29 protein-coding genes are annotated in these 26,489 nt (G+C 74.5%); 23 read left to right on the plus strand and 6 right to left on the minus strand.

Annotated features, from left to right (window positions below):
* Positions 1-390 precede the first annotated feature (390 nt).
* Positions 391-801: a nuclear transport factor 2 family protein gene (locus KIK08_RS22680; protein ID WP_214405246.1), complete on the plus strand. Its 411-nt coding sequence runs from the start codon at positions 391-393 to the stop codon at positions 799-801.
* Here the strand turns inward: KIK08_RS22680 and KIK08_RS22685 are convergent.
* Entirely contained in the window at positions 767-2,116 is a 1,350-nt protein-coding gene (locus KIK08_RS22685; protein WP_214405247.1) for an MFS transporter, read from the minus strand. The two genes, KIK08_RS22680 and KIK08_RS22685, sit on opposite strands and share 35 nt — an antisense overlap.
* A 597-nt stretch (positions 2,117-2,713) precedes the next feature.
* Here KIK08_RS22685 and KIK08_RS22690 point away from each other — a divergent pair.
* The 3 genes from KIK08_RS22690 to KIK08_RS22700 are packed head-to-tail and all read left to right on the plus strand — an operon-like array spanning position 2,714 to position 4,253.
* Entirely contained in the window at positions 2,714-3,403 is a 690-nt protein-coding gene (locus KIK08_RS22690) for a helix-turn-helix transcriptional regulator (RefSeq protein ID WP_214405248.1), read from the plus strand.
* Entirely contained in the window at positions 3,400-3,834 is a 435-nt protein-coding gene (locus KIK08_RS22695; protein WP_214405249.1) for a hypothetical protein, read from the plus strand. Before KIK08_RS22690 ends, KIK08_RS22695 begins: the two co-directional genes overlap by 4 nt.
* Positions 3,831-4,253, plus strand: coding sequence for a group III truncated hemoglobin (locus tag KIK08_RS22700; RefSeq protein WP_214405250.1), 423 nt, complete (start codon positions 3,831-3,833; stop codon positions 4,251-4,253). Before KIK08_RS22695 ends, KIK08_RS22700 begins: the two co-directional genes overlap by 4 nt.
* 91 nt (positions 4,254-4,344) lie before the next feature.
* On the opposite strand, the gene KIK08_RS22705 is transcribed toward KIK08_RS22700, so the two are convergent.
* Positions 4,345-5,274: an NADP-dependent oxidoreductase gene (locus tag KIK08_RS22705; protein WP_308257811.1), complete on the minus strand. Its 930-nt coding sequence runs from the start codon at positions 5,272-5,274 to the stop codon at positions 4,345-4,347.
* A gap of 76 nt (positions 5,275-5,350) precedes the next feature.
* Here KIK08_RS22705 and KIK08_RS22710 point away from each other — a divergent pair, with 76 nt between their 5' ends.
* Both KIK08_RS22710 and KIK08_RS22715 read left to right on the plus strand, forming a co-directional pair.
* Entirely contained in the window at positions 5,351-5,752 is a 402-nt protein-coding gene (locus tag KIK08_RS22710) for a winged helix-turn-helix transcriptional regulator (protein WP_214405252.1), read from the plus strand.
* 23 nt (positions 5,753-5,775) lie between these two features.
* Entirely contained in the window at positions 5,776-6,090 is a 315-nt protein-coding gene (locus KIK08_RS22715) for a DUF1905 domain-containing protein (protein WP_250557606.1), read from the plus strand.
* A 6-nt stretch (positions 6,091-6,096) separates the two neighbouring features.
* On the opposite strand, the gene KIK08_RS22720 is transcribed toward KIK08_RS22715, so the two are convergent.
* Together KIK08_RS22720 and KIK08_RS22725 are read right to left on the minus strand one after the other, a co-directional pair.
* Positions 6,097-6,852, minus strand: a complete 756-nt coding sequence (locus KIK08_RS22720) for a thioesterase family protein (protein ID WP_214405253.1) — start codon at positions 6,850-6,852, stop codon at positions 6,097-6,099.
* Positions 6,849-8,495, minus strand: a complete 1,647-nt coding sequence (locus KIK08_RS22725) for an AMP-binding protein (RefSeq protein WP_214405254.1) — start codon at positions 8,493-8,495, stop codon at positions 6,849-6,851. Before KIK08_RS22725 ends, KIK08_RS22720 begins: the two co-directional genes overlap by 4 nt.
* 56 nt (positions 8,496-8,551) lie before the next feature.
* Between KIK08_RS22725 and KIK08_RS22730 the strand changes: the two genes are divergently transcribed.
* The 11 genes from KIK08_RS22730 (at position 8,552) to KIK08_RS22780 (ending at position 17,747) form a co-directional block, all read left to right on the plus strand.
* Entirely contained in the window at positions 8,552-8,983 is a 432-nt protein-coding gene (locus tag KIK08_RS22730) for a thioesterase family protein (RefSeq protein ID WP_214405255.1), read from the plus strand.
* Positions 8,983-9,396, plus strand: coding sequence for a MaoC family dehydratase (locus tag KIK08_RS22735; RefSeq protein WP_214405256.1), 414 nt, complete (start codon positions 8,983-8,985; stop codon positions 9,394-9,396). Before KIK08_RS22730 ends, KIK08_RS22735 begins: the two co-directional genes overlap by 1 nt.
* Before the next feature lie 26 nt (positions 9,397-9,422).
* Positions 9,423-10,805 (plus strand): phytoene desaturase family protein, encoded by a 1,383-nt coding sequence (locus tag KIK08_RS22740; protein WP_308257812.1) that lies wholly within the window; start codon positions 9,423-9,425, stop codon positions 10,803-10,805.
* Positions 10,805-11,917, plus strand: coding sequence for an LLM class flavin-dependent oxidoreductase (locus KIK08_RS22745; protein ID WP_214405258.1), 1,113 nt, complete (start codon positions 10,805-10,807; stop codon positions 11,915-11,917). Before KIK08_RS22740 ends, KIK08_RS22745 begins: the two co-directional genes overlap by 1 nt.
* Positions 11,914-12,282 carry a nuclear transport factor 2 family protein gene (locus tag KIK08_RS22750; RefSeq protein ID WP_214405259.1) on the plus strand — a complete coding sequence of 123 codons (369 nt, stop codon included), beginning with the start codon at positions 11,914-11,916 and terminating at the stop codon, positions 12,280-12,282. Before KIK08_RS22745 ends, KIK08_RS22750 begins: the two co-directional genes overlap by 4 nt.
* Positions 12,279-13,247 carry an LLM class flavin-dependent oxidoreductase gene (locus KIK08_RS22755; protein ID WP_214405260.1) on the plus strand — a complete coding sequence of 323 codons (969 nt, stop codon included), beginning with the start codon at positions 12,279-12,281 and terminating at the stop codon, positions 13,245-13,247. The genes KIK08_RS22750 and KIK08_RS22755 overlap by 4 nt, the downstream gene beginning before the upstream one ends.
* Positions 13,248-13,442: 195 nt before the next feature.
* A complete protein-coding gene (locus KIK08_RS22760) occupies positions 13,443-13,853 on the plus strand; it encodes a nuclear transport factor 2 family protein (RefSeq protein WP_214405261.1) in 411 nt (136 codons plus the stop codon).
* A gap of 7 nt (positions 13,854-13,860) precedes the next feature.
* A complete protein-coding gene (locus tag KIK08_RS22765; RefSeq protein ID WP_214405262.1) occupies positions 13,861-15,417 on the plus strand; it encodes an AMP-binding protein in 1,557 nt (518 codons plus the stop codon).
* Positions 15,414-16,247 (plus strand): mycofactocin-coupled SDR family oxidoreductase, encoded by an 834-nt coding sequence (locus tag KIK08_RS22770; RefSeq protein ID WP_214405263.1) that lies wholly within the window; start codon positions 15,414-15,416, stop codon positions 16,245-16,247. The genes KIK08_RS22765 and KIK08_RS22770 overlap by 4 nt, the downstream gene beginning before the upstream one ends.
* A gap of 8 nt (positions 16,248-16,255) precedes the next feature.
* Positions 16,256-17,089, plus strand: a complete 834-nt coding sequence (locus tag KIK08_RS22775; protein ID WP_308257813.1) for a mycofactocin-coupled SDR family oxidoreductase — start codon at positions 16,256-16,258, stop codon at positions 17,087-17,089.
* 28 nt (positions 17,090-17,117) lie between these two features.
* The gene (locus KIK08_RS22780) at positions 17,118-17,747 is read left to right on the plus strand and encodes a TetR/AcrR family transcriptional regulator (protein ID WP_214405264.1); all 630 of its coding nucleotides are present in this window, start codon (positions 17,118-17,120) and stop codon (positions 17,745-17,747) included.
* Between the two features lie 837 nt (positions 17,748-18,584).
* Here KIK08_RS22780 and KIK08_RS22785 read toward each other — a convergent pair.
* Positions 18,585-19,598 (minus strand): DUF1835 domain-containing protein, encoded by a 1,014-nt coding sequence (locus KIK08_RS22785; protein ID WP_214405265.1) that lies wholly within the window; start codon positions 19,596-19,598, stop codon positions 18,585-18,587.
* Positions 19,599-19,753: 155 nt separating this feature from the next.
* Between KIK08_RS22785 and KIK08_RS22790 the strand changes: the two genes are divergently transcribed.
* The gene (locus tag KIK08_RS22790; protein WP_214405266.1) at positions 19,754-19,969 is read left to right on the plus strand and encodes a hypothetical protein; all 216 of its coding nucleotides are present in this window, start codon (positions 19,754-19,756) and stop codon (positions 19,967-19,969) included.
* On the opposite strand, the gene KIK08_RS22795 is transcribed toward KIK08_RS22790, so the two are convergent.
* Positions 19,956-21,647 (minus strand): acetyl/propionyl/methylcrotonyl-CoA carboxylase subunit alpha, encoded by a 1,692-nt coding sequence (locus KIK08_RS22795; RefSeq protein ID WP_214405267.1) that lies wholly within the window; start codon positions 21,645-21,647, stop codon positions 19,956-19,958. The genes KIK08_RS22790 and KIK08_RS22795 overlap by 14 nt on opposite strands.
* A gap of 111 nt (positions 21,648-21,758) precedes the next feature.
* On the opposite strand from KIK08_RS22795, the gene KIK08_RS22800 reads away from it, so the two are divergent.
* The 5 genes from KIK08_RS22800 to KIK08_RS22820 all read left to right on the plus strand — a co-directional run bounded on the left by KIK08_RS22800 (position 21,759) and on the right by KIK08_RS22820 (position 26,389).
* Positions 21,759-23,294 carry an acyl-CoA carboxylase subunit beta gene (locus KIK08_RS22800; RefSeq protein WP_214405268.1) on the plus strand — a complete coding sequence of 512 codons (1,536 nt, stop codon included), beginning with the start codon at positions 21,759-21,761 and terminating at the stop codon, positions 23,292-23,294.
* Positions 23,291-24,055 carry an enoyl-CoA hydratase/isomerase family protein gene (locus KIK08_RS22805; RefSeq protein ID WP_214405269.1) on the plus strand — a complete coding sequence of 255 codons (765 nt, stop codon included), beginning with the start codon at positions 23,291-23,293 and terminating at the stop codon, positions 24,053-24,055. The genes KIK08_RS22800 and KIK08_RS22805 overlap by 4 nt, the downstream gene beginning before the upstream one ends.
* Entirely contained in the window at positions 24,055-24,831 is a 777-nt protein-coding gene (locus KIK08_RS22810; RefSeq protein WP_214405270.1) for an ester cyclase, read from the plus strand. Before KIK08_RS22805 ends, KIK08_RS22810 begins: the two co-directional genes overlap by 1 nt.
* Complete coding sequence (locus tag KIK08_RS22815) at positions 24,828-26,036, plus strand: cytochrome P450 (protein ID WP_214405271.1); 1,209 nt, start codon at positions 24,828-24,830, stop codon at positions 26,034-26,036. The genes KIK08_RS22810 and KIK08_RS22815 overlap by 4 nt, the downstream gene beginning before the upstream one ends.
* Positions 26,037-26,194: 158 nt before the next feature.
* Positions 26,195-26,389 (plus strand): ferredoxin, encoded by a 195-nt coding sequence (locus tag KIK08_RS22820; protein ID WP_214404890.1) that lies wholly within the window; start codon positions 26,195-26,197, stop codon positions 26,387-26,389.
* Positions 26,390-26,489: the final 100 nt, after the last annotated feature.

Raw genomic sequence — 26,489 nt, forward strand, 5'->3', positions numbered from 1 at the left:
GCGAGCCCCCGGCCGCCGCTGCGGCACGCACCTGGCGCTGCGAGGACGCCCTCCTCGGCCGGCCCTCGCCGACCTCGCAGCCTCGGGTGGGTCGTCGCAGCGCGCCGGCGCGCTGCGAGCACCCGGCCACGTCTGCGTCACCCACCCGACGCTGCGAGGACACCCACCCCGCTCTGCGAGGACGCCCTGCCCGGCTCTCGCCCGCCCCGCCCCGCCCCGCTCGGCCGCGAAGCGGCGGCCATTCCACCCCCGGAAGCCCCTGCCGTGACGGCAGGGGCTTCCCCCCTGCTCGATCAGAGGGCGCCCTCCGCGTAGGAGCCGCCGGAGGCCCCTCAAGAGCCCGCCGCAGGCGCCTAGAATCCGGAACGAGCCAACGCCGAGGAGTCCACGATGACCGCCGAACAGGCCAACAAGGACCGCATCGGCCGGGCGTTCGAGCAGTGGGCGGCCGGCACCGGCACCCCGTTCGACATCCTCGCCGACGACGCCACCTGGACCGTCACCGGCAACAGCCCGGCCGCCGGCAGCTACCCGAGCCGCCAGGCGTTCCTCGACGCGGTCATCGGGCCGTTCAACGCCCGGATGTCGGGGCCGTTGAAGCCGGTGGTGCGGGGCCTGTACGCCGACGGCGACTGGGTCATCGCGCTGTTCGACGCGTCCGGCACGGCCCGCGACGGGCAGCCCTACCGCAACACCTACACCTGGTACATGCGGTTGGCGGGGGAGCGGATCGTGGAGGTGATCGCCTTCTTCGACGCGATCGAGTTCACCGATCTGTGGACTCGGGTGGCACCGCGGTGACCTCGTTGCGGGGGCGCGTCCGGCGCAGCAGCCAGGTCACGACGGCCGCCGACACCATGCAGATCCCGACGACCCACAGCCCGAGCCGGTTGCTGCCGGTCGCGTCGGACAGCGCCCCGGTCACGTAGGGGGCGGCGAAGCCGGACAGGTTGCCCAGCGAGTTGACCAGGCCGATGCCGGCGGCCGCGGCGGCGCCGGTCAGGTAGGCGGTGGGCAGCGACCAGAAGCCGGGCAGGGCGGACAGCACGCCGCAGGCGCAGATCGTGACGGCGAGCATGGCCAGCCACGGGTCGGCCAGGTAGAGCGCGACCGGGATGGCCAGGCCGCCGACCAGGGCGGGGACGGCGACGCGGATGGTGGGGTCGGCGGCGCGGCGGGTCCACAGGATCATCGCCAGCAGGCCGACGGCGTAGGGGATCGCGTTGATCAGGCCCTGCTGGACGGTCGAGAACGAGGTGCCGTACTGCTCGGAGAACCCCTTGATGATCGTCGGCAGGAAGAAGCCCAGCGCGTACAGGCCATAGACGATGCCGAAGTACACCCACGACAGCGCCAGCACCCGCGGGCTGCGCAGCGCCCCCAGCACCGACTCCGGCCCCGCCTGCGCCACCTCCTCGCTCTCGGCGGCCAGCGCCCGCTCCAGGGCGTCGCGCTCGGCCTGCGGCATCCAGCGGGCCTGGGCGGGCCGGTCGGTCAGCCAGAACCAGACGACGAAGGCCAGCAGCACCGACGGGATGCCCTCCAGCAGGAACATCACCCGCCAGCCGGACAGCCCGAACCAGCCGTCGGCGTGCTGGATGATCTGCGTGGACAGCACGGCGCCGAGCGCGGTGGAGATCGGGATCGCGGTCATGAACCAGGCGGTCATCCTGGCCCGCTGCGCGGCCGGGAACCAGTAGGTCAGGTACAGGATGATCCCGGGGAAGAAGCCGGCCTCGGCGACGCCGAGCAGGAACCGCAGGACGATGAGCACGGTGGCGTTGGGCACGAACGCCATGGCCGTGGCCACGATCCCCCAGGTGATCATGATGCGGGCGATCCACCGGCGGGCGCCGAAGCGGTGCAGCATCAGGTTGCTGGGCACCTCCAGCAGCAGGTAGCCGACGAAGAACACCCCGGCCGCGACGCCGAAGAGGGTGGCCGACAGGCCCAGTTCCTCGTTCATGCCGTTCGGTCCGGCGAACCCGATGTTGACCCGGTCGAGGTAGTTGACGAAGTACAGCAGGATCAGCAGCGGGACCAGCCGGCGCCCGGCCCGGCGCACGCCGGAGCGGACGAGCCGGTCGTCGGACCCGACGGCGGTGTCGGAATTCATGGTCGTGCTCCCCGGTCGGCTGCGGTGCCGGGAACGAGGATGGCCGAAGGGTCGGGTGCCCGCAGGGTGGGCGGATCACCCCGCGGCCAGGGCCTCCCGGCCGCGCCTTCGCCGTCTCGGCGGGGGACGTTCGGTTCAGCGTCCGCGCGGGCGCCCCGGTGCTGCGGTCGCTTCCCGGTGTCCGCGTCGGGCAACCGCAGCGCGGCGAGCAGCTGCTTGGGCAGGTTCGCGGTCGCGTCGGCCTGGGTGAGCGCCTGAGTGACGCGGAGCTCGAAGACCCGGCCATCGGAGTTCACGTCGACGACCAGTTCCGTCCAGGTGTCGACGTCGCCGCGCCCCATCCAGGGCGACACCAGCCGCCCCGGATGGGGCGACCTGCCCGCGTGTCGCCCATCACACCGCGCCCTGGCAGGACCACGCTCGCCACATGACACGCAACACGCGGTGGACGGCAGCGGTCTACGAACTGCGGCTCGCGGTGCGGTGGGTGCGGACCCTCCCCCACCGACACCCCACCAGCCGGTAGCGGACGCCTACGCCGGCTTCCGCCCTCGACCTGATTTGCACGAGGATCATCGTTTTAATTAGGCTGTGGGCGTGGACGACAGCCCGGGCACCGCGCACGCGGCGCTCGCCGCGCCGGCGCGCCGCGCGCTGCTGCGGGCCCTGCGCGACAGCGACCGCCCGCTCGACCTGCGCGAGCTGGCCGCCGCCACCGGGGCGCACCCCAACACCGTGCGGTTCCACCTCGCCGCGCTGACCGAGGCGGGCCTGGTCGAGGGACGGTCCGAGGCGTCGGGCGCGCGCGGCCGCCCCCGGATGCGCTACCGCCCCGCCACCGCCCCGGCGGCGCTGGGGACCGGCTACGAACTGCTGGCCGCCGCGCTGGCCGCCGGCTGGGACCGGGCCGATCCGGACCCGGTTGCCGCCGCCGAGCGCGCCGGTCGGGCCACGGCCGCGCGACTGGTGCGTCCGCGGGAACCGGACGCCGACGCCGCCGGGCTCGCCCCGCTGGTGGGGCTGTTCGCCGAGCTCGGCTTCGACCCGGACGCCCCCCGCGGACCGGACGCCGGACCGACCGAGATCCGGCTGCACGCGTGCCCGTTCCACGCGGTCGCCGCGGCCCACCCCGAGGTCGTCTGCACCCTGCACCTCGGCCTGCTGCGCGGCGCGCTCGACCGCCTCGGCATCGCCGCCACCGCCCCCGAGCTGCGCCCGTTCGTCGAACCCGGGGTCTGCGTGGCGCGGATCGTCCCCATCCCGGACCAGGCAGGAGATGAGACATGAGTTGGCCGGTGCTGGTGCAGGTGGCGGCGCCGTTCCTGTGGTGCGGAGCGGTGCTGGGCATCTCGTTCCTGGAGACACCGCTGAAGTTCCGCGCGCCGGGGATCACCGTGGCGCTGGGCGTCGGCATCGGGCGCCTGGTGTTCCGCGCCCTCAACGCGCTGGAGGTGCTGCTCGCGCTCGCCCTGACCGTCGCGGTGCTGGTCGCGCCGACCACCGACGTGGTCCCGCTCGCGCTGGGCGGGCTCTGGGCGCTGCTGCTGTGGCAGGCGCTGGTGGTCCGGCGCCGCCTCGACCGACGCGCGGTCGAGGTCGTCGACGGCACGGGCGAGGCCGGGTCGCGCTGGCACCTGGTCTACATCGGACTGGAGGTCGTCAAGGTGGTCGCGCTGCCCGTGCTGGGGGCGTTCGCGCTGGCCGGGGCACTGGCATGAGCATCGCCCCGCACGACATCGCCGACCGCGACGACATCGAGGCCGTCGTCGTCGCCTTCTACCGCCGGGCGTTCGCCGACGACCTGCTCGGGCCGGTGTTCGTCGACATCGCCCGCATGGACCTCGCCGCGCACCTGCCCACCATGTGCGACTTCTGGGAGACCGTGCTGCTGCGCACCGGCGCCTACCGCGGCAACGCGCTGCGCCCGCACCTGCAGCTGGATGCCGAGGTGGCGCTCACCCCGGCGATGTTCGAGCGCTGGCTCGCGCTGTGGACGGCCACGGTCGAGGAGCGCCACCGCGGCGAGCGCGCCGAGCACGCGGTGGCGCAGGCGCGCCGGATCGCCGGGGCGCTGCAGCGGCGGCTGGGCGCGTCCCGACCCGCGGACGACCGCACGGGAGCTGCCGCCGGCGGGTGACGAAGTCGTCTTCGCAGGGGCGGTGTGGTCCTCACAGGTGCCGGAGAGCCTGCGAAGACTACGGCGACTCTGCGAAGTGGGCCGGCCGGGCTCAGGGGCGCAGCACGACACGCCCGCGCAGGCCGCCGGCCTCCAGCAGGGCGTGCGCCCGCGCCGCCTCGGCCAGCGGCAGCTGCTCGGCGACCCGTGGCGTGAGCCGCCCGGCGGCGGCCAGCGCGGACAGCTCCCGCAGCCGGGCGCCGTCGGCCAGCACCTCCTGCACGACGACCCGGGTGCCGCGGATCGGCGGGGGAGCGAAGGGCGCGACCAGCGCGACGAAGGTGCCGCCGCCGCGCAGCGCGTCGTGCGCGACGATGCCCAGCACCGCCGCGTCGACGACCGCGTCGACACCACCGGGAACGAGCCGGCGCACGGCGGCCCCCAGGCCCTCGGCCGAGGTGACGACGTGCTCGGCGCCGCCGACCAGGTCCTCCTGCCCGGGTCGGGCCAGCGCCACCGTGCGCAGGCCGCGCAGCGCGGCCAGTTCGAGGGCGAAGCCGCCGACGCCGCCCCCGGCCCCGGTCACCAGCAGCGTGCCCCCGGCCGGGACGGCGGCCAGGTCGAGCGAGCGGGCGGCGGTGAGCCCGTTGAGCGGCAGGGCGGCGGCCAGCTCGGGCGGCAGGCCGGGCGGGGCCGGGGCGAGCGCGGTCTCGTCGAGGACGACGTGCTCGGCGTGCGCGCCGGGGGCGAACAGCAGGTCGCGCAGGCCGATGACGGCGTCGCCGACCGCGAACGAGCGCACGCCCGCGCCGACGGCGTCGACCCGCCCGGCCACGTCCCAGCCCAGCTCGATGGTGTCCGACGGGGCGGTGAGGCCGGCGGACGCGAGCCGGCCCGCGCGGTGCGAGAGGTCGATGGGGTTGACGGTCGAGGCCTGCACGCGGACGCGCAGCTGGCCCGGCCCGGGCTCGGGCAGCGGGCGGTCGACCAGTTCCAGGACGTCGGGCCCGCCGGGACTGCGGGCGATGATGGTGGCGTTCACGGAACAGGACGCTATGGACGACGGCGCCCGCGCAGCAGAGGGCACTTCGAGGTGCCCCGGGTCCCCAGGAGTGCCCATGACGACGCAGACCGCGGCCCGGCGCCGCGAGCTGGCCACCCGCGAGTACAACGCGAACCTGCGCGAATGCCCCGGCCACGAGGTGCTGGCGACGCTGAGCGACCGGTGGGTGACGCTCGTGCTGAGCGCGCTGGCCGACGGCCCGCTGCGGCACTCCGAGCTGCGCCGCACCGTGGCCGGGGCGACCCAGAAGATGCTCACCCAGACCCTGCGCAAGCTGGAGCGCGAGGGGCTGGTCTCGCGCACGGTCGCCGGCACGGTGCCGCCCCGGGTCGACTACGCGCTCACCGTGCTCGGCAAGAGCCTGCTGCCGGTGCAGCTCGCGGTGAAGGAGTGGGCCGAGTCGCACATCGCCGAGGTGCACGCCGCCCGCGAGGCCTACGACAGCGCCGAGCGCTGACGGACTTGTCGGGGGTGCCCGGCATGCTGGCCGCCGTGGCCTACGCCTTCGACGCCGAGCTGTGGCTGTGGGACGCCCGCAAGCACGACAGCTGGACGTTCGTCAGCCTCCCCGTCGACGACTCCGAGGAGATCCGGCACCGCACCGAGGGGATGGCCAACGGCTTCGGCTCGGTGCGCGTCACCGTCACCATCGGCGCGTCCGGTTGGCAGACGTCGATCTTCCCGGACGCGGGCCGGGGGTGCTACGCGCTGCCGGTGAAGAAGGCGGTGCGCACGGCGGAAGGGCTCACCCCGGGCGACGTCGCCCGCGTCACGATCGAGCTGCGCGACTTCTGACCGGCCTCACGCGATCTGCGCGATCTGCCGGCTCATCGCCACCAGCCGGCCGGCGGAGTCCCACAGCTCGGCGTCCTCCTCGACCGTGCCGTGCAGCAGCGCGCGGCTGCCGATCCGGGCCAGCAACCACCCCGGCGCCGGCGGCTGCCGGAAGTGCACGGTCAGCTCCAACGTCGACATCGTGACGCCGGGGCGCTCCCCGAGGACCGCGGGCGGGAAGCTGTCGACCACCAGCGGCACGGCGGCGAGGTCGGGTTCGCGGCCGTCGGCGAACCGGATCCAGCCGTGCACCCGGGCGCCGTCGACCGCGACCAGCCGGTAGTCGAAGCGCTGCCGGACGCTGGCCGAGCCGATCACCTCCGGGTCGGCCGGTGGGCACTCGTCGGGGCCGGGGAACGGGGGAGCGGGCGGGGCGAAGTCGGCCGGGCCGCCGTCCGGGCCGCCGAGCGTGACCAGCGTCCGCACCCGCTCCTTGCCGCCCTGCTCCAGCCGCACGACGGCCGTGCTGCAGGTCCGGCCGCGCTTGACGACCTCGACGTCCAGGCGCGCCGGCCCGATCAGGCCAGGGCGCAGGAAGTGGGCGGTGGCGGTGAGCGGCTCGACGCCGGGCACCGCGCGGCACGCGGCCAGCAGCGCCAGGCCCATCAGGTGGCCGCCGTTGGGCACGCCGCTGAGCGACACCCAGCCGTCGTCGACCTCGGCGGTCCAGCTGAGCTCGCCGGCCTCGTGCAGTGCGGTCGCGGTGTCGAACCGGTGCGTCACGTGGTCATCGTCGCGCGCGGCCGGCCCGGCGCGGCCGGCCGGGGCGCCTCGGTGACCCCGGCCGCGGCCAGCTCCGCGGTGATCCGCTCGCGCAGCCGGAACTTCTGCACCTTCGTGCCCGACATGGGCCAGTCGTCGACGAACCGCACGTAGCGGGGCACCTTGAAGGTGGCGATCCGCCCGAGGCACCAGGCGATCAGCTCGCCCTCGGTCGCGGCGGCGCCGGGGCGCAGCTGCACGAAGGCGGCCGGGACCTCCCCGTAGCGCGCGTCGGGGACGCCGACGACCTGCACGATCCCGACCGCGGGGTGCTCGGACAGGAAGCCCTCCACCTCGGCGGCCGCCACGTTCTCGCCGCCGACCTTGAGCATGTCCTTGATCCGCGAGCGGAACGCGATCCGGCCGGCGCCGTCGGCGACGACCAGGTCGCCGGAGGCGAACCAGCCCCCGGCGTCGATGCGGGCGGCGGTGAGCTCGGGGTCGCGGTGGTAGTGGCGCATCCGGGAGGCGCCGCGGAAGCGCAGCTCGCCGGGCGTCCCCGGGGGCACCGGCTCGCCGGTCGCCGGGTCGACCACCCTGACCTGCATGTGCGGCAGCGGCACGCCGCACGTCGTGGCGCGGACCTCGGGCGGGTCGTCGGGGGAGCCGACGCAGCAGAACCCGAACGACTCCGTCATGCCCGTGCAGGACACCTGCACGGCGTGCGGCAGGGCCGCCTGCATGGCGCGCATCCGCTCCGGGGCGCCGACGTTGGCGACCAGCCGCAGCGCCGACAGGTCGGTCGCGGCGAAGTCGGGGTGTTCCAGGACGGGGAGCCAGATCGTCTCGAACGCCGGGAAGGCGACGGTGCACCGCTCGTGCTCCAGCTGGCGCAGCGCGGCGCCCGGCTCGAACGGGCCCGAGTGCACCATCGCGCACCGGCCCGCCAGCGCGGCCACGACCACGTCGAAGCCGCCGCAGTGGAACATCGGCAGCGGCGTCCAGAACCGGTCGTCGGGGCGCAGGCCGAGCCGCCCGGCGACCGCCTCGCCCTCGGCGACCAGCGAGGCGTGGTCGTGGACGCAGCCGCGCGGGCGGCTGGTGGTGCCCGAGGTGTACAGGGTCAGGATCGGGTCGGTGCCGGTCAGCGCCGCGCGGGCGCGATCGGCGCCGTCCTGGTCGACCGCGGCCTCCAGCGCGGCGCGGGGGAGGTGACCCGGTGGGGCCGGGTCGTCCAGCGCGACGACCGCGCGCAGGGCGGGGAAGCCGGGCAGGACGAGCCGGCCGGGGACGGCCGTGCCGAGGTCGGGGAGGCGGTCGGCGAAGTCGCCGGTGGTCAGCAGCAGGCGCACGTCGGCGTCGAGCAGCTGGTGGGCCAGCTCCCCGGCGCGCAGCCGGGCGTTGAGCGGCACCGTCACCGCGCCGATCCGGGCCGCGCCCAACCACCAGGTGATGCTGTCCAGCCCACCGGCCAGCAGGACGCCGACGGCGTCGCCCGGGCGGATTCCCGCCGCCCACAGCACCGCCGAGAGGCGGCGGGCGGTGGCCTCCAGCCGCGGCCACGTCGCTGCGCCGTCCGGGAAGGCGACGCCGGCCGCCGGGGCGTCGCGGGCGCGCTGCTCCAGCAGGTCGATGAGGGTGGGCCCGGCCGTCGTCCTCGACATCGACGCTCACCTACCAATCGTTTGACAACCTAACAGCGCTGCCCGACGGTGGACAGGTGCGCGAGGACGAGCTGCGGGCGCGGGTCGGCCACCGCTTCCCCGGCGGCCGGATGCGCGTCGAGCCCGACGTCGACCGGCTCGTCCGCGGCCTGGTGGGCGCGCCGCCGAGCGAGTGCGGCGTGTTGCACCCCACGGTCGCGCTCCTGGTCGCCCAGGACGGCCTCGGGGTCGAGCTGGAGGAGCTGTTCGCGCTGTTCGGGTCGTCGTCGGCGGAAGGGCCGGTGCTCGGCGAGTGGGCGGTGGAGTTCGCCCGACCGCTCCGGGCGGGCGTCGAGTACCACGTGCGGGCCGTCGTCGAGGACGCGCGCCGCCGGTCCGGCCGCTCGGGACCGTTCGACCTGGTCACGGTGCTGATCGAGCTGTGCGGCCCGGACGGCGCCGTGCACGCCGAGGTGCGCCCCGGCTACGTCTTCCGGCGGCCCGGCTGATGCGGGCGGGCGACGCGCTGCCGCCGCTGACCGTGACCGTCGAGCCGGCGGCGCTGCGGACGATGGCCGCCCTGCTGCGCGACCCGAACCCGATCCACCTCGATCCGGCCGCCTCGGCCGCGCTCGGCTTCGGCCGTCGGCTGGTCGTGCAGGGCCCGATCACGCTGGGGTACGTGCAGACGATGCTGGTCGCGTTCGCCGGCGGCGCCGACCGGGTGCTGGGCACGCGGGCGCGGTTCGTCGGCGCCGTGTACGCGGGCGAGCGGGTGGTCGCGGGCGGCCAGGTGACCGAGGTGCGGGCCGACGGCGTCGAGTGCGCCGTGTGGCTCGATGTCGAGCGTCCGGCGGAGGTCGTGCGGGCGCTGGACGGGACGGCCCGTATTGCGTCCCCGGACCGGCCCGTGAGACCGTAAAACGGTCGTTTGGTAGGGAGGCAGCCGTGCGCTACGACGTCGTGGTGATCGGGGCGGGCGCCGCCGGGCTGTCCGCGGGCGCCCTGCTGGCGGCCGAAGGCAAGCGGGTCGTGGTGCTCGACCGCAGCCCGCACCTGGGCGGGCGGGCCATGGCCGTGCGCGACGAGGGCTTCACCGTCAACCTCGGCGGCCACCTCATCGAGGACCCCGGCTCGGGCCTGACCAAGGTCTTCGAGCACGCCGGCAAGGAGCTGGTGCACGGCGAGGTCTCCAACGACATGCCCATCTGGGACAACGCCGCCGGCTGGACATCCATCCGCGACCGCTACACCGACCGCACCGAGCTCAAGAAGGTCATCAAGGCGCTCGTCCAGACCCCCTACGAGCGCCTCGACGAGTGGGACGACCGGTCGCTGCGCGAGTGGATCCACCAGCACACCGACGACCAGGGCGTGGTCGACCTCTTCGAGTTCATCTCGGTCCTGGAGTGCATGACCGACAACTGGTACGACCACTCGGCCAGCGACAACCTCTACGTCCGCAAGATGCACTTCGAGGAGCGCAACACCGCCGCCTACTCGTGCTGGCCGGGGCAGGGCTGGGACGGCATGTGGCGCGACCTGGCCGACTCGATCACCGCGAACGGCGGCGAGCTGCGGCTGGGCACCAACGTCGAGCGCGTCGTCATCTCCGGCGGCGAGGTCAAGGGCGTCGCGATCGGGCGCGAGCCGCGCGTGCTGCCCAACGAGTTCTTCGAGGAGGAGGTCCTCGAAGCGCCCGCGGTGATCTCGACGCTGCCGGTGTGGACGGTGCTCAACGTCGTGCCCCGCCAGCAGCTGCCCGAGTGGTACGCCTCGCAGATCGAGTTCCTGGCCCAGGACAAGTTCCGGATCGCCTGGCTGGGGCTGCACCTGGCCACCGCCGAACCGGTGACCAGGTTCGATCCGCGCGAGCTGTCGACCTGGACGTCGACACCGTCGACCGACTGCTCGGGCTTCATGTTCGACCAGTCCGCGATGGACCCGACGTGCTCGCCCCCGGGCACCCACCTGCACGTCATGGGCGCGATCATCCCCGGCGCCAAGGGCCGCGACCGGCAGTGGTGCCGCGAGACGATGCTGGCCTTCGAGCGCGACATCGAGACCATGTGGCCGGCGATGGCGAAGCCGCTGTGGCGCCGCCGGCACCTGGTGTTCGAGCCGTCCTTCGGGGTGATCCAGATGCCCGGGCTGGTCGGGCGGTACCGGCCGCACTGGCGCGCGCCGAACGTCGAGGGGCTGTGGTTCGCCAGCGAGACGTTCCGTTCCCGCGGCATCGGCACCGACCGCGCCGCCCGCGCCGCGCTGACCTGCGTGGAGGACTACCTCGGCCGGCGCATCCCGACGTTCGGCGACGGCTGGCGCTACTGATGGCCGACCGGCTGGAGCTGGGCGTCCCCGGGCAGATCATGCCGCCCGCTGACGCGGCCGTGCGGTTCGCGCAGCGCGCCGAGGCCGACGGGTTCGACGCCGTCTGGTGGCCCGACCACCTCATGGGCTGGCACCCCGACACGATGTGGACGCCCGACCTCACGCCGCTCGCGGCCGTGCAGCCCAACCCCCACACCTACTTCGACCCGCTGGTGATGATGGGGGTCGTCGGCGCCCAGACCACCCGGATCAAGGTCGGCGTGGTCGTCACCGACCTCATCCGGCGCCACCCGGCGATGGCCGCCGCGTCCGCGCTCACCCTGGACCACGTCACGAAGGGCCGGGCGATCATCGGGCTGGGCAGCGGGGAGAAGCTCAACGTCACGCCCTACGGGATGCCGTTCGACAGGCCGGTGGCCCGGCTGGCCGAGGGCATCGACGTCATGCGGCTGCTGTGGGAGGCCGACGGGCCCGTGTCGTTCGAGGGCCGGTTCCACCGCCTGGACCACGCGGTTCTCGGGCTGCGGCCCTACGGGCAGCGCCCGCCGGAGATCTGGACGGCCGCGCACGGCCCCCGCATGCTCGCGCTGACCGGCGCCAAGGCCGACGGCTGGCTGCCCACCAAGATGTCCGCGCCCGACTACGGCAAGGCGCTGACCGCGATCCAGCAGTCCGCCCAGGACGCGGGGCGCGACCCGGCCGCGATCACGCCGGGGATGCTCGGCTACGTCCTGATGGGACCGGACGCCGAGACCGTCCGCAGGCTGACCGAGGCGCCGCTGGTGCGGGCGCTGTGCGTGCTGCTGCCGTCGCAGGTGTTCCGCGACCTCGGGGTGCCGCCGCCGCTGGACGCCGGGTCCGGCTTCCACGACTTCATCCCGAGCACCGTGCCGCGCGCGGAGTCGCTACGGATCATCGACGCGATCCCGCCGAAGGTCGTGCGGCACTACGCGTTCGCCGGGACGCCCGCGCAGGTCGCCGAGGAACTGGCCGAGTACCGGGCGAACGGGCTGCGCCACCTCGTCCTGTGGAACATCACCGCGTTCGGTGACCCGTCGCTGGCCAAGTGGTCGTTCGGGGCGATGCAGGAGCTGAAGGCGCTCGTGTCGTGAAGGACCTGGTCGAGGCCTACTTCGCGGCGATCAACTCCGACCGCTTCGCCGACCTGGCCGCCGTCTTCGCGCCGGACGTCGAGATCCACACGGCGGGCGGGCCGCCGGTGGTCGGGCGGGAGGCGGCATTGGCGCACTTCCCGGCCGTGCTGGCCGGGTACGCGGCCCACCACGACGAGGTGACCCGCTGGATCCTCGCCCCCGACGTGGTCGTCTGCGAGATCGCGTTCAGCGGTCGGCTGCGCGACGGGCGCCTGGTCGTGTTCGACGCGCTGGACGTCTTCGACGCCGCCGGCGCCGGGATCACCCGCATCGGCACCTGGTACGACACCCGCGCCGTCGCCCGCCAGGTGCGCGCCCCGTGAAGCTGGGCGTGACGATGCCCGTCGACGACGGGCTGACCGCACCGCAGTACCTGGAGCTGGTCCGGGCCGCCGAAGAGTGCGGCTACGACTCGGCCTGGGTGGGGGAGGTCGCGGGCCCGGAGGCGTTCTCGATGCTCGGGCTCATGCTCGGCGCGACCGACCGCATCCGGGTCGGCACCGGAATCGCCTCCATCTACCCGCGCACCGCGCCCCTGGCCGCCATGGCCTACGCGACCCTGGCCTCGGCCGCGCCGGGCCGGGTGCTGGCCGGGCTCGGCGTGAGCAGCCCGCTGATCGTGCGCGAGTGGCACGGACTGGCCTACGAGCGCCCGGTCGAGAAGGCCGAGGCCTACATCGCGGCGCTCCGTGCGGCCTGGGCGGGGGAGAAGGTGCGCGGCTTCCGCCCCACCCTGCCCGTGGCGCACCCGCCACCGATCGTGCTGGGCGCGATGAACCCGCGGATGCTGCGACTGGCCGGGCGGGTCGCCGACGGGGTGTTCCTCACCTGGTGCCCGCCGTCGGAGGTGGCCCCGCGGCTCGCGCTCGTCCGGGACGGCGAGCGCGAGGCCGGGCGGGCGCCGGGATCGGTGTGGGCGATGGTGTCGTTCTGGGCGTACGCCGCCGACCGCGTCGACGAGGCCATGGCGCGGATGCGGCGGCTGGTGCTGCAGTACGCCATGGTCCCCACCCACGCCCCGTCGTTCGCCGGCTCGTTCCCCTCGCTGGCGCGGGCCACGGACCTGTGGACCGCAGGCGACCGCCGCGGCGCTCTCGCCCTCGTCCCCGACGGGGCCGTGCACCACATGTGCGCTGTGGGCGACGGTGGCGCGGTCGCCGAGCGCGCCGCCGCCTTCGCCGCCGAAGGCATCGACCTCGCCGTCGCCCTCACCCCCGGCGCCACCGCCGGCGACCTGGACGGCCCCCTGGCGACGATCCGCCGAACCGCCCGCGCCGCCGGCCTGTGACGGTGACACCTCCTGTCGGTGGTTCGCCGGACGAGCAGTCCAACCGCCGGGTGCTGGCCGTGCTGACCTACCTGCGCTCGCGCGGCTGCCCGCGGCCGGCCGCAGGTCGGAGTGCTTGTCGGGGTCGGGGGCTGGTGCTAGCCTCACCGCTACCAAACGGCCGTTAGACGATGATGTCGATGCCACGGAGCCGCCATGACCGCACGAGCCGAGATCGAGAACGTCCTGGGCCGGGCGGCCTGGGGCTACGACGAGGACGACGTCGACCTCATCGCCGCGCAGTTCACCGAGACGGCGACGATGACCCTGCAGATCGGCCGCGACGGCGACACGATCGGCCCGTTCGAGGGCCGGGAGGCGATCCGCAAGCTGCACGCCGACTCGCTGGCCGGCCAGACCGACCAGCGCCGGCACAACATCTCCAACCTGGTGCTGGTCAAGCAGACCCCGGACACCGCCTCCACCACCAGCAACCTGACGCTGATCTCGATCGAGGGCGGCGCGGCGAAGGTCCTGTCGACCGGCTGGTACCGCGACGACCTGGTGAAGACCGGCGGCGAGTGGTTGATCGCGACCCGGCACATCTACCTCGACCTGCCCTACTGAGCCGACGATGGTCAACATCGGCCGGATCCCGGAGAAGTGGGCGGCGCTCACCCCCGGGCGCGACGCCATCGTCGACACCGCGAACGGGCGGCGGATCGACTGGCGCACCCTCGACGGGCGGGTGCGCCGGCTGGCCAACGGGCTGACCGGGCTCGGCCTCGACCGCGGCGACCGGGTCGCGATCCTGGCCAAGAACTCCATCGAGTACCAGGAGCTGTACTACGCCGCCGGCCGCGCCGGGCTCGTCGCGCAACCGCTGAACTGGCGCCTGGGCGCGGGCGAGCTCGGCCGGATCGTCGCCGACGGTGGCCCGAAGGTCGTCATCAGCTCCGACGAGTGGCTGGACACGACCAAGCAGCTGCAGGCCGCCGTCGACGTGCCGCACTGGTTGCAGTACGGCGCCGGCGGCGACGGCAGCTACGAGGACCTCCTCGAACGCAGCCCGGACACCGAACCGGCGGCGTCGGCGCACGTCGGCGACGCCGACCCGTTCTTCATCCTCTACACCGGCGGCACCACCGGGGAGTCGAAGGGCGCGCTGCACAGCCACACCAGCGTGTCGTTCGGGATGCTCAACCAGACCGTCGCCGAGCGGATCGTGGCGACCGACGTCTACATGCTGACCGGGCAGATGTACCACATCCCGGTCGTGCTCTCGATGAACTACATGCGACACGGCTGCCCGCTGGTGCTGATGAACTTCGAGGCCCGGGCGGCGTTGGAGATCATCGAAGCGGAGCGCGTCTCGGCGTTCCTGGGCATCACCACGATGCTCAACTGGATGATGGCCGTGCCCGGCTTCGCCGGCTTCGACCTGTCGTCGCTGCGCAACATCCAGTACGGCGGCGGGCCGATGCCGTCCTCGGTGGTCAAGGCCGCGCTCGAGTCGTTCCCGTGCACGCTGATCCAGGGTTACGGGCAGACCGAGGGCACCACCATGTGCTTCCTCGCCCAGGAGGACCACGCCGACGCCGTGCGCGGCGTGCACCCCGAGCGGCTGCGCTCGTGCGGGCGCGAGGGCTTCGTGACGACCGTGCGGGTCGTCGACCCCGACGGCGTCCCGGTGCCCAAGGACGGGAAGACGGCCGGGCAGATCGTCGTGCGGTCCGAGGCGAACATGCTCGGCTACTGGAAGCGCCCCGACCTGACCGCCGCCACGGTCCGCGACGGCTGGATGTGGACCGGTGACATCGCCACCTGGGACGCCGACTCCTACGTCTTCATCGTCGACCGGGCCAAGGACATGATCATCTCCGGCGGCGAGAACATCTACTCGGTCCAGGTCGAGGAGGCCGTCAACCAGCACCCGTCGGTGCTGGAGTGCGCGGTGATCGGCGTGCCCGACGAGGAGTGGGGCGAGAGCGTCAAGGCGTTCGTCGTGCTCAAGCCGGGCACCGCGGCCACCGAGCGGGAGATCATCGACACCGCGCGGGCGCACCTGGCGTCCTACCAGAAGCCGCGCTCGGTCGAGTTCGTCGCGGAGCTTCCCAAGGCGCCCACCGGGAAGATCCTCAAGCGCGCGCTGCGCGACCCCTACTGGGCGGAACAGGAGCGATCCGTATGACGGGACGCGTCGAGGGCAAGGTCGCCTTCGTGACCGGGGCCGCCCGCAGTCAGGGCCGCAGCCACGCACTGCGGCTGGCCCAGGAGGGCGCCGACATCATCGCCGTCGACCTGTGCGACCGGGTCCCGACGATCGAGATGTACCCGCCGGCCACCGAGGAGGACCTGGCCGAGACGGTCCGGCTGATCGAGGACCTCGACCGGCGGGTGATCGCCACCAAGGCCGACGTGCGCGACCCGGCCGCGCTCGCCGCGGCCGTCGCCGACGGCGTCGCCCAGCTGGGCCGGCTGGACATCGTCTGCGCCAACGCCGGCGTCTTCGAGATCGCCCCGGCACTGGAGATCACCGACCAGGCCTGGAACGACATGATCGCGGTCAACCTGACCGGCGTGTGGAACACCTGCAAGGCCGCGCTCCCGCACCTGATCGCGAACGGCGGCGGGTCCATCGTCATCACCAGCTCCACCGCCGGGATCAAGGGCATCCCCAACACCGTGCACTACACGGCGACCAAGCACGGCGTCGTCGGGATCATGCGCACGCTGGCCAACGAGTTCGCCCCGCAGAGCATCCGCGTCAACACGGTGCACCCCACCGGCGTCGACACCACGATGATCCAGAACCCGAAGACCTGGGGCCTGTTCCTGCCCGACGACGACAGCCCCACCCGGGAGAAGGCCGCCGAGGCGTTCGCCGCGACCAACGCGCTGCCGGTGCCGTGGGTCGACCCGGTGGACATCTCCAACGCCGTGCTGTGGCTGGCCAGCGACGAGGCCCGCTACGTCACCGGCGTCATGCTGCCGGTCGACGCCGGCTTCACGATCAAGTAGGGGGAGCCGTGGCCGGGCGGATGGCGGGCAAGGTCGCGTTCGTGACCGGCGCGGCCCGCGGCCAGGGCCGCGCGCACGCGCTGCGGCTGGCCCAGGAGGGCGCCGACATCATCGCCGTCGACGCCTGCGCGCCGATCGACACCGTCGACAAGTACCCGCTCGCCACCCCCGCCGACCTCGACGAGACGGTGGCCGCGGTGGAGGGCCTGGACCGGCGGATCGTCGCCTCGGTCGCCGACGTCCGCGACGCCGACGGCCTCGCCGCGGCCCTGTCGGCGGGCGTCGACCAGCTGGGCGGGCTCGACACCGTCGTCGCGAACGCCGGCATCGCCAGCTACGGGATGTCCTGGGAGCTGACCGAGCGGCAGTGGCAGGAGATGCTCGACGTCAACCTGACCGGGGTCTGGCACACCGCCAAGGCCGCGGTGCCGCACCTGATCGCCCGCGGCGCCGGCAGCATGGTGTTCACCAGCTCGATCGGCGGGCTCAAGGGGATCATGCAGGTCGCGCACTACGTGGCGGCCAAGCACGCGATCGTCGGGCTGATGCGCACGATGGCCAACGAGCTGGCCCCGCACAGCATCCGCGTCAACACCGTGCACCCCACCAACGTCGACACCCACATGATCCAGAACCCCGGGACGTGGGGGATGTTCGCCCCCGACGACCCCGAACCGACGCGGGAGAAGGCGATGCCCGGCTTCCTGTCGCTGAACGCGCTGCCCGTGCCCTGGGTCGACCCGGTCGACATCGCCAACGCGGTGCTGTTCCTGTCCAGCGACGAGGCCCGGTACGTGACCGGCGTGGCCCTCCCGGTCGACGCCGGGGCGACGATCAGGTGAGCTGCCTACCAAACGGTAGGATAGTGCGATGCGACAGCCAGCGGGGCGCAGCGCCCGCCGCTCCGGTGGAGAGCGCAAACCCCGCGAGGAGCGCTGGGCCGAGCTGATCGAGGTGGCCACCCGCGTCTTCTACGAGAAGGGCTACGACGCCGCCTCCCTGCAGGACATCGCCGACCGCCTCGGCATGCTCAAAGGCAGCCTCTACTACTACATCCAGTCCAAGGAAGACCTGCTCTTCGACGTCATCAGCGCCGTGCACAAGGAGGGCCTCGCCGTCGTCCGCGCCCGCGCCGGCACCCCCGGCGACCCGCTGCAGCGCCTGCGCAACGTCATCGTCGGCCACGTCGAGCACACCTGCCAGAACCTGGTCCAGACCACCGTCTTCCTCCACGAGCTCTCGGCCCTGCCGCCGGAGCGGCGGACCGAGGTCCTCGGCAACGAACACGCCTACCAGGGCGTCTTCCGCGACCTGATCGAACTGGCCCAGAAGGAAGGCCTCGTCCGCGCCGACCTCGACCCGCGGCTGGCGGCGCTGTCGGTGCTGGGGTCGACGAACTGGGTCTACCGGTGGTTCCGCCCGGGTGGGGAGTTCACGGCGGAGCAGATCGCGGCGGAGTTGGCGGAGATGGCGATCCGGGGGATCGCGTCCACGGAGTGACCCGCGCTTTGAGGGGCCTCCGGCGGCCGGCTTATGAGGGGGCTCCGGTGGCTCCTACGCGGAGGGCGACCTCTGATCAAGCAGGGGCTTCGGGGGTGAAGTGGCCGCCGCGCGGCCCGGCGAGGGGCGGGCGGGGGCGTCCTCGCAGCGCCGGGTGGGTGTCGCAGCACTGACTCGGTGCTCGCAGCCCGCCGGCGGGCTGCGACGACTCACCCGCGGCTGCGAGACGCCCGAATCACATGATCGACTTGGTCGAGAGGGCTCAGGAGAGCCCCCGGCAGCCTCCGCGAACCGGACATCCCCGCCACCTCGTCCGTCGCGCGGCGGGCAGGGGCGGGTGAGGGGTGTCCTCGCAGCGCCGGGTGGGTGTCGCAGCGCTGGCTGGGTGCTCGCAGCCCGCCGGCGGGCTGCGACGACTCACCCGCGGCTGCGACACGGTCGAATCACATGATCGACTCGGCCGAGAGGGCCACTTCACCCTGCGAAGACGAGGCACCGCCCCGGCCAGCGGCGCCGGGTCCGGGACCGAACGCGAGCCCGGGACCTCCCCCGAGCCCCTGCCGTCACGTCGGCGCGCGTAGCGCCAGCACATCCGACGTGGCCCCCGCACCCTGACAGGCCAACCGCCGCTCGTGCATGCCAAGCGTGCGGGGGCCGCGGCGGATGTGCTGCCCTCTGGGGCCGACGTGGCGGCAGGGGGCGACCCCTGCTTGATCTGAGGTCGCCCGCCGCGAAGGCGCCGCCGGAGGCATCTCGCCGAAGGCGCCGCCGGAGGCCCCTCAAGCTCGAAGGCGCCGCCGGAGGCCCCTCAAGCTCGAAGGCGCCGCCGGAGGCCCCTCAAGAACCCGCCGAAGGTCCCACGACAGCCTCGACCCCGTCGTCCCACCGCCACCCCGGATCGTTCCCCAGCAGCCGCACCCCACCGACCCACCGATCCACCCCGTTCAGCACGACGTGATCGGCCTCCCCACCAAGCACCCGCTCCCCGACGCGAGTCAGCCGCACCGCGGTCCCCTGATCGACAGGGCGGTCCGAGAGGTCGAGGAGGGGGTGGGGGGCGGTGGCCAGTCGGTCGACGATGGCGAAGAACCAGAGGTCGCCGAGGAAGGGGCGGGTCTCGCGGGCGGCGGCGCGGACGAACGCCGTGCCGGCGTCGGGCGCCCCGCCGGCCACCGCGGCCAGTGCCCGCCGCTCGGTCAGGGACAGGCCGTCGCGGTGGGCGGGGTACTCGTGGCCGAGGCGGTCGAAGGCTTCGCCGAGGAACCGGAGGTCGGTCGAGCGGGTGGCGGCGATGGCGGCCAGGCCGGACGGCGTCGGCGCGCGGAAGGCGGCCCAGGCCCGGGTGGCGAGGTCGAGCGCGGCCGGGGTGAGCGTGCGGCGGGCGTTGGTCGCGGCGAGGGCGCGCAGCTGGGCCGCGGTCAGCTCGCCCAGGCCGCCGAAGCGGGCGATGGCGGGGTGCTCGCCGATGCAGATCAGGGTGATGCGGTCGGCCGGGACGCGCAGCTCGGCGAGGCGGGCGAGGACCTGCACGATCTGCAGCTGGTCGTACAGGTCGGCCTCGAACCACAGCACGTACTCGCCGTCGCGGGCGGCGTCGAGGGTGTGGTCGCGCTCGGCGAGCTCGCGCTCGGTGCCGGCGGGGTCGGTGCCGGCGTGCCGGGACAGGAAGGCTGCGCGGGTGCGGCGCAGCTCGTCGGCGCCGACCGCGGGCACCGGGCCCTCGTGCAGCGCGTCGCGCCAGTAGATCACCCGCTCGGCGAGGCCGGTGCCCGGCACCTCGGTGGCGTCGCCGTTGCTGACGTGCAGGGCGGCCGTGAGTCGGTCGAGGTCGGAGGGGTCGGGCTCGGTCATGGTCGTCCTCCCGCGCCGGTCCGGAGTGGTCAGGAATCGAGAAGCCGCGGGCCGGCGCCCGCCCCTAGCGTTGTCCGCACACCGAACTCCGACAACCGGTTCCCCCGCCTCCGGGCGGATGGGTGCCGGTGACCGACGCTGCCCAGGGAGACCCGATGAGCCGCAACAAGTGGATCCGCCAGGCCCACCGCTACCTGTCGATCATCTTCACCGTCGCGGTGTTGATCGACACGGTCGTCGCCGTGACGGTGACGGCGCCGCCGACCTGGGTGTTCCTGCTGCCGGTTCCCCCGGTGCTGCTGCTGATGGCCAGCGGGCTGTACCTGTTCTCGCTGCCCTACACCGCCCGGCGGCGCGTCAGGCAGGCGTGACGGCGGCCAGCGTCGTGCCGGCGGCGACCGGGGTGCCGGGGGCCACGTGCACCGCGGTGACGGTGCCGGCCCGCGCCGCCCGGACCTCGATCTCCATCTTCATCGCCTCCAGGACCACCAGCACGTCCCCGGCGCCGACCTCCGTCCCGGCCTCGACCGGGACCGCGACGACCGTGGCGTCCATCGGCGCGGTGGGCGGCCCGTCCGGCCCCTCCGACGACCCGGCGGCGCTCTCCGCCCGCGCGGGGCGGGTGGTCGTCGGGGCCCCGGGGGGCGGGGCCGCCGCGGGGATCGCGATCTCCACCGGACCGCGGTCGGTGGCGATCCGGACGCGGCGCACGCGCCGGCCGGCGGGCGCGGGGCGCCGGGCCGGGTCGGGGGGCCAGTCGCGCTCGACGGAGCCGGTGTCGTGGGTGCCGGCGACGAAGCCGTCGCGGTCGAGCACGGTGCGCAGGTAGGGCGCCGTGGTGGGGACGCCGTCCACGCGGAGCTCGTCGAGCGCGGCGCGCAGCCGGCGGCGGGCGCTCTCCCGGTCGGGGCCCCTGGCCAGCACCTTGCCGATCATCGAGTCGTACTCGGCGGGGACGGCGCCGCCGGCCTCGACACCCATGTCGCAGCGCACCCACGGACCGAGCGGCAGCCGCAGCCCGGTGACTGTCCCGGGGGCCGGGCGGAACGACTCCCAGGGGTCCTCGACGGCGATGCGGGCCTGGATCGCGTGCCCGTCGAGGCGGACGTCGTCCTGGGTGAACCACAGCTTCTCCCCGGCGGCCACGGCCAGCTGCGCGGCGACCAGGTCGACGCCGGTCACCAGCTCGGTGACGCCGTGCTCGACCTGCAGGCGGGTGTTCATCTCCAGGAAGAAGAACTCGCCGGTGGCCGGGTCGACCAGGAACTCGACGGTGCCGGCGCCGACGTAGCCGACCTCGCCGGCCAGCCGCAGCGCGGCCTCGTGCAGCCCGGCGGGCACGTCGGCGGCGGGGGCCTCCTCGACCAGCTTCTGGTGGCGGCGCTGCACCGAGCAGTCGCGGCTGCCGAGGTGCACGAGGCCGCCGTGGGCGTCGGCGAGCACCTGGACCTCGACGTGGCGGGGCCGTTCCAGGTAGCGCTCCAGGTACACCTCGGGCCGGCCGAACGCGGCGCCGGCCTCGCGGGCGGCCGACTCCAGCGCCGCGGCCAGCCCGTCGGGGGAGCGCACCACCCGCATCCCGCGCCCGCCGCCGCCGAAGGACGCCTTGACCAGCACCGGCCAGCCGATGTCGGCGCTCGTGTCGGTGCTGCCGGGCAGCACGGGCACACCGCACGCGCGGGCGACCTCGCGGGCGGCGACCTTGTCGCCCATGCGGGCGATGACGTCGGCCGGCGGGCCGACGAACACCAGCCCGGCGCCGGTCACGGCGCGGGCGAAGCCGGCGTCCTCGGAGAGCAGGCCGTAGCCGGGGTGCACGGCGTCGACACCCCCGGCCGCGGCGAGCACCGCCCGGACCGACAGGTACGACTCCCGGGCCGGCGCGGGGCCGATGCGGCGGGCCTCGTCGGCCAGCCGGACGTGCAGCGCGTCGGCGTCGGCGTCGCTGTGCACGGCGACGGCGCGCAGGCCCAGCTCGTGGCAGGCGCGCACGATCCGCACGGCGATCTCGCCGCGGTTGGCCACGAGGACGGTCCGGATCTCCCGCACGACCTGCTCCGTTCCCTCCGGTGGCGCCGTCGGCGGACTGTCTACCAACCGGTCGTCTGATAGTCTAGCGTCGCTCCCGAGACCGTCCTACCCCACGAACCAGGAGGTCCGGTGACCGTCGCCGAGCAGATGGGCGAGCGCATCGCGGCCCTGCGCGCGCGCCGCGAGCGGGCGCTGGCCATGGGCGGGCCGGAGGGCCTGGCCCGGCACCGGGCGTCGGGGCGGCTGCCGGTCCGCGAGCGCATCGACCTGCTGCTCGACGAGGGCTCCTGGTTCGAGATCGGGGCGCTGGCCCTGCCCGAGCGGCGCACGGCCAAGCACGTGCCCGGCGACGCCGTCGTCACCGGCTTCGGCCTGCTGGACGGGCGCCGCGTCGGCGTCATCGGCATCGACGCCAGCGTGCTGGCCGGCACCACGGCCCCCATCAGCATGCGCAAGCAGGGCAGGCTCATCGAGCACGCCCAGCGCCACGGCTTCCCGCTGGTGCTGCTCTGCGACGCCGACGGCGGCCGCATGCCCGACGTGTCGGGCTGGCGGTTCTCCGGGCTGCCGCTGGACTTCACCACGTTCCTCGGGCCGCGCCCCGGCGAGCCGGTCGTCCCCCGCGCGGCCGCGGTGCTCGGTCCCAGCTACGGCGACTCCGCGCTGCACGCCTCCACCGCGCACTTCGTGGTCATGGTGCGCAGCGCCTCGATCGCGCTGTCCGGGCCCTCGGTCGTCGAGCCGGCGATCGGGGAGAAGGTCGGCGACGCCGAGCTGGGCGGGCCGGCCGCGGCCACCGAGGCCGGCACCGCACACCTCGTCGTGGACGGCGAGGCCGACGCGTTCGACGCGATCGCGGCCTTCCTGTCCTACCTGCCGTCCAGCTCGGCCGGGTCACCGCCGTGGGCGCCACCGCTGCCGCCCGCCCGCGATCCGGCCGAGCTGGAAACCCTGGTCCCGCTGGGCGCCCGCAGCGGCTACGACATGCGCGACGTGTTCGCCTGCCTGGCCGACCAGGCGTCCGTGCTGCCGTGGGCCGACGGCTGGGGCGGCTCGGTGCTGTGCGCGCTCGCCCGCATCGAGGGGCGCCCGGTCGGGCTCGTCGGTAACCAGCCGATCGTGCGGGCCGGTGCGCTCGACCCGCCCGCGCTGGCCAAGCAGCGGGCCTTCGTCGACCTGTGCGACACGTTCGGCCTGCCGCTGGTGTTCCTGCACGACGTGCCCGGACTGATGATCGGCACCGCGGCCGAGCGCGGCGGCATCCTGCGCGGCTACGAGGCGCTGGTCTCGCGCATCGCCGAGGCCAGGGTGCCGAAGGTCGGGGTGGTGCTGCGCAAGGCCTACGGCGGCGGGCACTTCGCGATGGGCGGGCGCCCGACCGCACCCGACTTCCTGTTCGCGTGGCCCTCGGCGGAGCTGGGGTTCATGGCCCCGGAGACGGGCGTGCGCACGGTCAACCGCCGCCGGCTGGAGACGGTGCTGGCCGAGCGGGGCCAGCAGGCGCACGACGAGCTCGTCGCCGAGCTGACCGCGGAATGGGTCAGCGAGGCCGAGCCGTGGGAGGCCGCCGCCCACCTGTCCCTCGACGACGTGATCGAGCCCGCCGAGACGCGCCGGGTGGTGGCCACGGCCATCGCGATCGCCGCGCACGGGAGCAGGCCGTGAACCTGCGCGTGGAGACCGCGGACGGCGTCGCCACGATCACCATGGACGCCCCGGCCAAGCTCAACGCCATGGGCCGCGCGTTCTGGCCCGCGCTGCGCGACGCGCTCGCCGCGCTGGAGGCCGACGGCAGCACCCGGGCGGTGGTCGTCACCGGGGCGGGGGAGCGGGCGTTCTCGGCCGGTGGCGACATCGCCGGGTTCGCCGAGCTGGAGGGCACCGCGGCCAAGCGCGAGTTCCAGCGCGACTGCATGCGCACGTTCGCCGCGGTCGAGGAGAGCCCGCTGCCGGTCGTGGCGGCCGTGCGTGGGTACGCGTTGGGCGGGGGCTGCGAGCTGGCGCTGGCCTGCGACGTGGTCATCGCCGCCGAGACCGCGGTCTTCGGGATGCCGGAGGCGGCCGTCGGGCTCGTCCCCGGTTTCGGGGTGCTGCGCGCGCCGTCGGTGATCGGCCGGCAGTGGACCAAGCTGATGGCGTTCGCCGGGGAGCGGGTCGACGCCGACACCGCGCTGCGGATCGGGCTCGTGCAGAAGGTCGTGCCGGCCGCCGAGCTGGCCGCCGCCGCCCGGGCGCTGGCCGGGCGGATGGCCGCCGCCGCGCCGCTCGCAGTGGCCACCGGGAAGGCGCTGGTCAACCGCGGGGTCGACCGCGGCGAGTACGACCACTCCACGGCCGCGCTGACCGCGCTGCACGGCAGCGCCGACGCCGCCGAGGGCATCCGGGCGTTCACCGAGAAGCGCCCGCCGCGGTTCCGGGGGTGCTGATGGACCCGTTCGTCGCGCTGATGCGCCGCTACGTGGTCGACTACACGAACCGGCACGACACCAGCGTCTGCGCCGAGATCATGGAGCCGGACTACACGCTGCGGATGGGCCCGCACGTGGTGGCCGGCCGGGACGAGGCCTACATCCCGGCCTCGGTCAAGCAGTTCAGCCAGTTCCCGGGGCTCGGGCTCACCGTGCACGAGATCGTCACCAACGGCGAGCGGCTGGCCATGCGGTTCTCCGAGCACGGCGCCTCGGTGCGGCACGGCGGCGCCGCGGCGTCCTGGACCGGGATCGGGCTCTACCGGTGGAACGGGCGCGCGCTGGTGGACAACAGCGTCGAGCAGGACTACCTCGCCCGCCGCCGCCAGTTGGCCGACGGGGTGCCCGACCCGGTCGCCCCGCCCGCGGTGGCGCCGTGGGACACCGCGCCGGTCCCGGCCGACCCGGCCGCCGAGGCCGCGGTGCGCGAGTGGATCGCCGCCGGCCTGCCCGCCGTCGGCGTCCGCTGGGACGACGGCGACGAGCACCGCTTCCTCGACGACGCCGAGTCCCGGGTGGACGACCTGTTCTCGGCCGGGGAGCGGGTCGCGTTCCGGCTCACCCTGACCGGGCGGTACGCCGGCGGGGGCCTGCCCGGCCTCGACGCCGACCACGCCCGGTTGCCGGCAACCCTGCACCTGGTCGCGCTGGTCCGGGTGGCCGGCGGCGAGGTCGTCGGCGGGCACGGGGTGCGCGACCGGCTGGGCCTGGCCCGGGCGTTGATCGCGTCATGACCCCCGCCCTGGACGACGACCTGCTGACCCCGCGGGCCACCGCCGACCCGTACGCGCTGTTCGCCGAGCTGCGCGCGCACGACCCCGTGCACTGGAGCGCGCAGCACCGGGCCTGGCTGCTCACCCGCTACGACGACGTCTCCGCGGCCTTCGCCGACAAGGCGCTGTCCAACGACCGGGTCCGCCCGGTCCGCGCGGCGCGGCAGGCGCGCGGGGAGGGCGCGGGAGCGGCCGACCGCGTGCTGGAGCTGATCGGCGAGTGGATGGTCGTGTCCGACCCGCCTGCCCACACCCGCCTGCGCAAGCTGGCCGCCGGCGCGTTCAGGACGCAGCGGATCTCGGCGATGGACGCCCGCATCACGGCGCTGGTCGACGAGCTGCTCGACGGCTTCACCGGCGGCGACCTGATCGCCGGGCTGGCCTACCCGCTGCCGGCCACCGTGATCGGCGCGATGCTGGGTGCCCCGCCGGAGGACCGCGACCGGTTCCGCGGCTGGTCCGACGAGCTGGCCCTGGTCGCGTTCGGCACCGGCGGGAGCGCGCGGGCCGAGCGGCACGAGCGGGCGCTGGCCGGGCTGCGCGAGATGGACGCCTACTTCCGGGAGCTGATCGCCCGGCGCCGCGTCGAGCCGGGCGAGGACATGCTCAGCGCGATGATGGGCAGCGACAGCGGCGACCGGCTCACCGACGACGAGCTGTCCGCGATGTGCGCGCTGCTGCTGTTCGCCGGTCACGAGACCACCACCAACTCGATCGCCAACGCCGTGCTCGCGCTGCTGCGCCACCCCGCCGAGCTGGCCCGGCTGCGCGCCGAGCCCGCGCTGCTGGCCCCGGCCGTCGAGGAGCTGCTGCGCTTCGACGGCCCGATCAAGGTGGTCAACCGCTGGGTCGTGGCCGAGACCGAGATCGGGGGCCGGCGCATCGAGCCGGGCCAGCGGGTGCACCTGGTGCTGGCCGCGGCCAACCGCGACCCGGACCGGTTCGCCCACCCGGACACCGTCGACCTGGCCCGCAGCCCCAACCCGCACGTCGCGTTCGGCAAGGGGATCCACGCCTGCATCGGCGCCCAGCTGGCCCGGATGGAGACCCGGATCGCGGTCGGGCGGGTCGTCGAGCGGATGCCCGGGCTGGCGTTGGCCGCCGAACCGGTCTGGAAGCCCGTGCTGGCCTCGCGCGCGCTGGAGGCGCTGGAGGTGGTGCGGTGACGATGGTGGCGCGGTGACGATGGTGGCGCGGTGACGATGGTGGCGCGGTGACGATGGTGGCGCGGTGACGATGGTGACGATGGTGGCGCGGTGACGATGGTGGCGCGGTGACGATGGTGGCGCGGTGACGATGGTGGCGCGGTGACGATGGTGCTGCGGTGAGGATCGGTGTCGATCCCGCGGTGTGCGACGGGCACGGTCAGTGCTCGGTCGTCGACATGGACCTGTTCCCGCTCGACGACGACGGCCGCAGCGCCGTCGGCCCCGACCGCGAGGTGCCGGCGGGGGAGGAGGACGTCGCCCGGCTCGGGGTGGCGGCCTGCCCGGTGCGCGCGCTCGCGGTCCGCGGCTGAGCCCGCGGGCCGGATCGGTCCGATCCGACCCGCGGCCCCGTCCGGTCCGCCGGGCGCGGGCGCCGCCAGCGGCGGCCGGTGAGCGCCCCCCGACCCGCTG

The organism is Pseudonocardia lacus (assembly GCF_018531445.1).
Lineage (GTDB): Bacteria > Actinomycetota > Actinomycetes > Mycobacteriales > Pseudonocardiaceae > Pseudonocardia > Pseudonocardia lacus.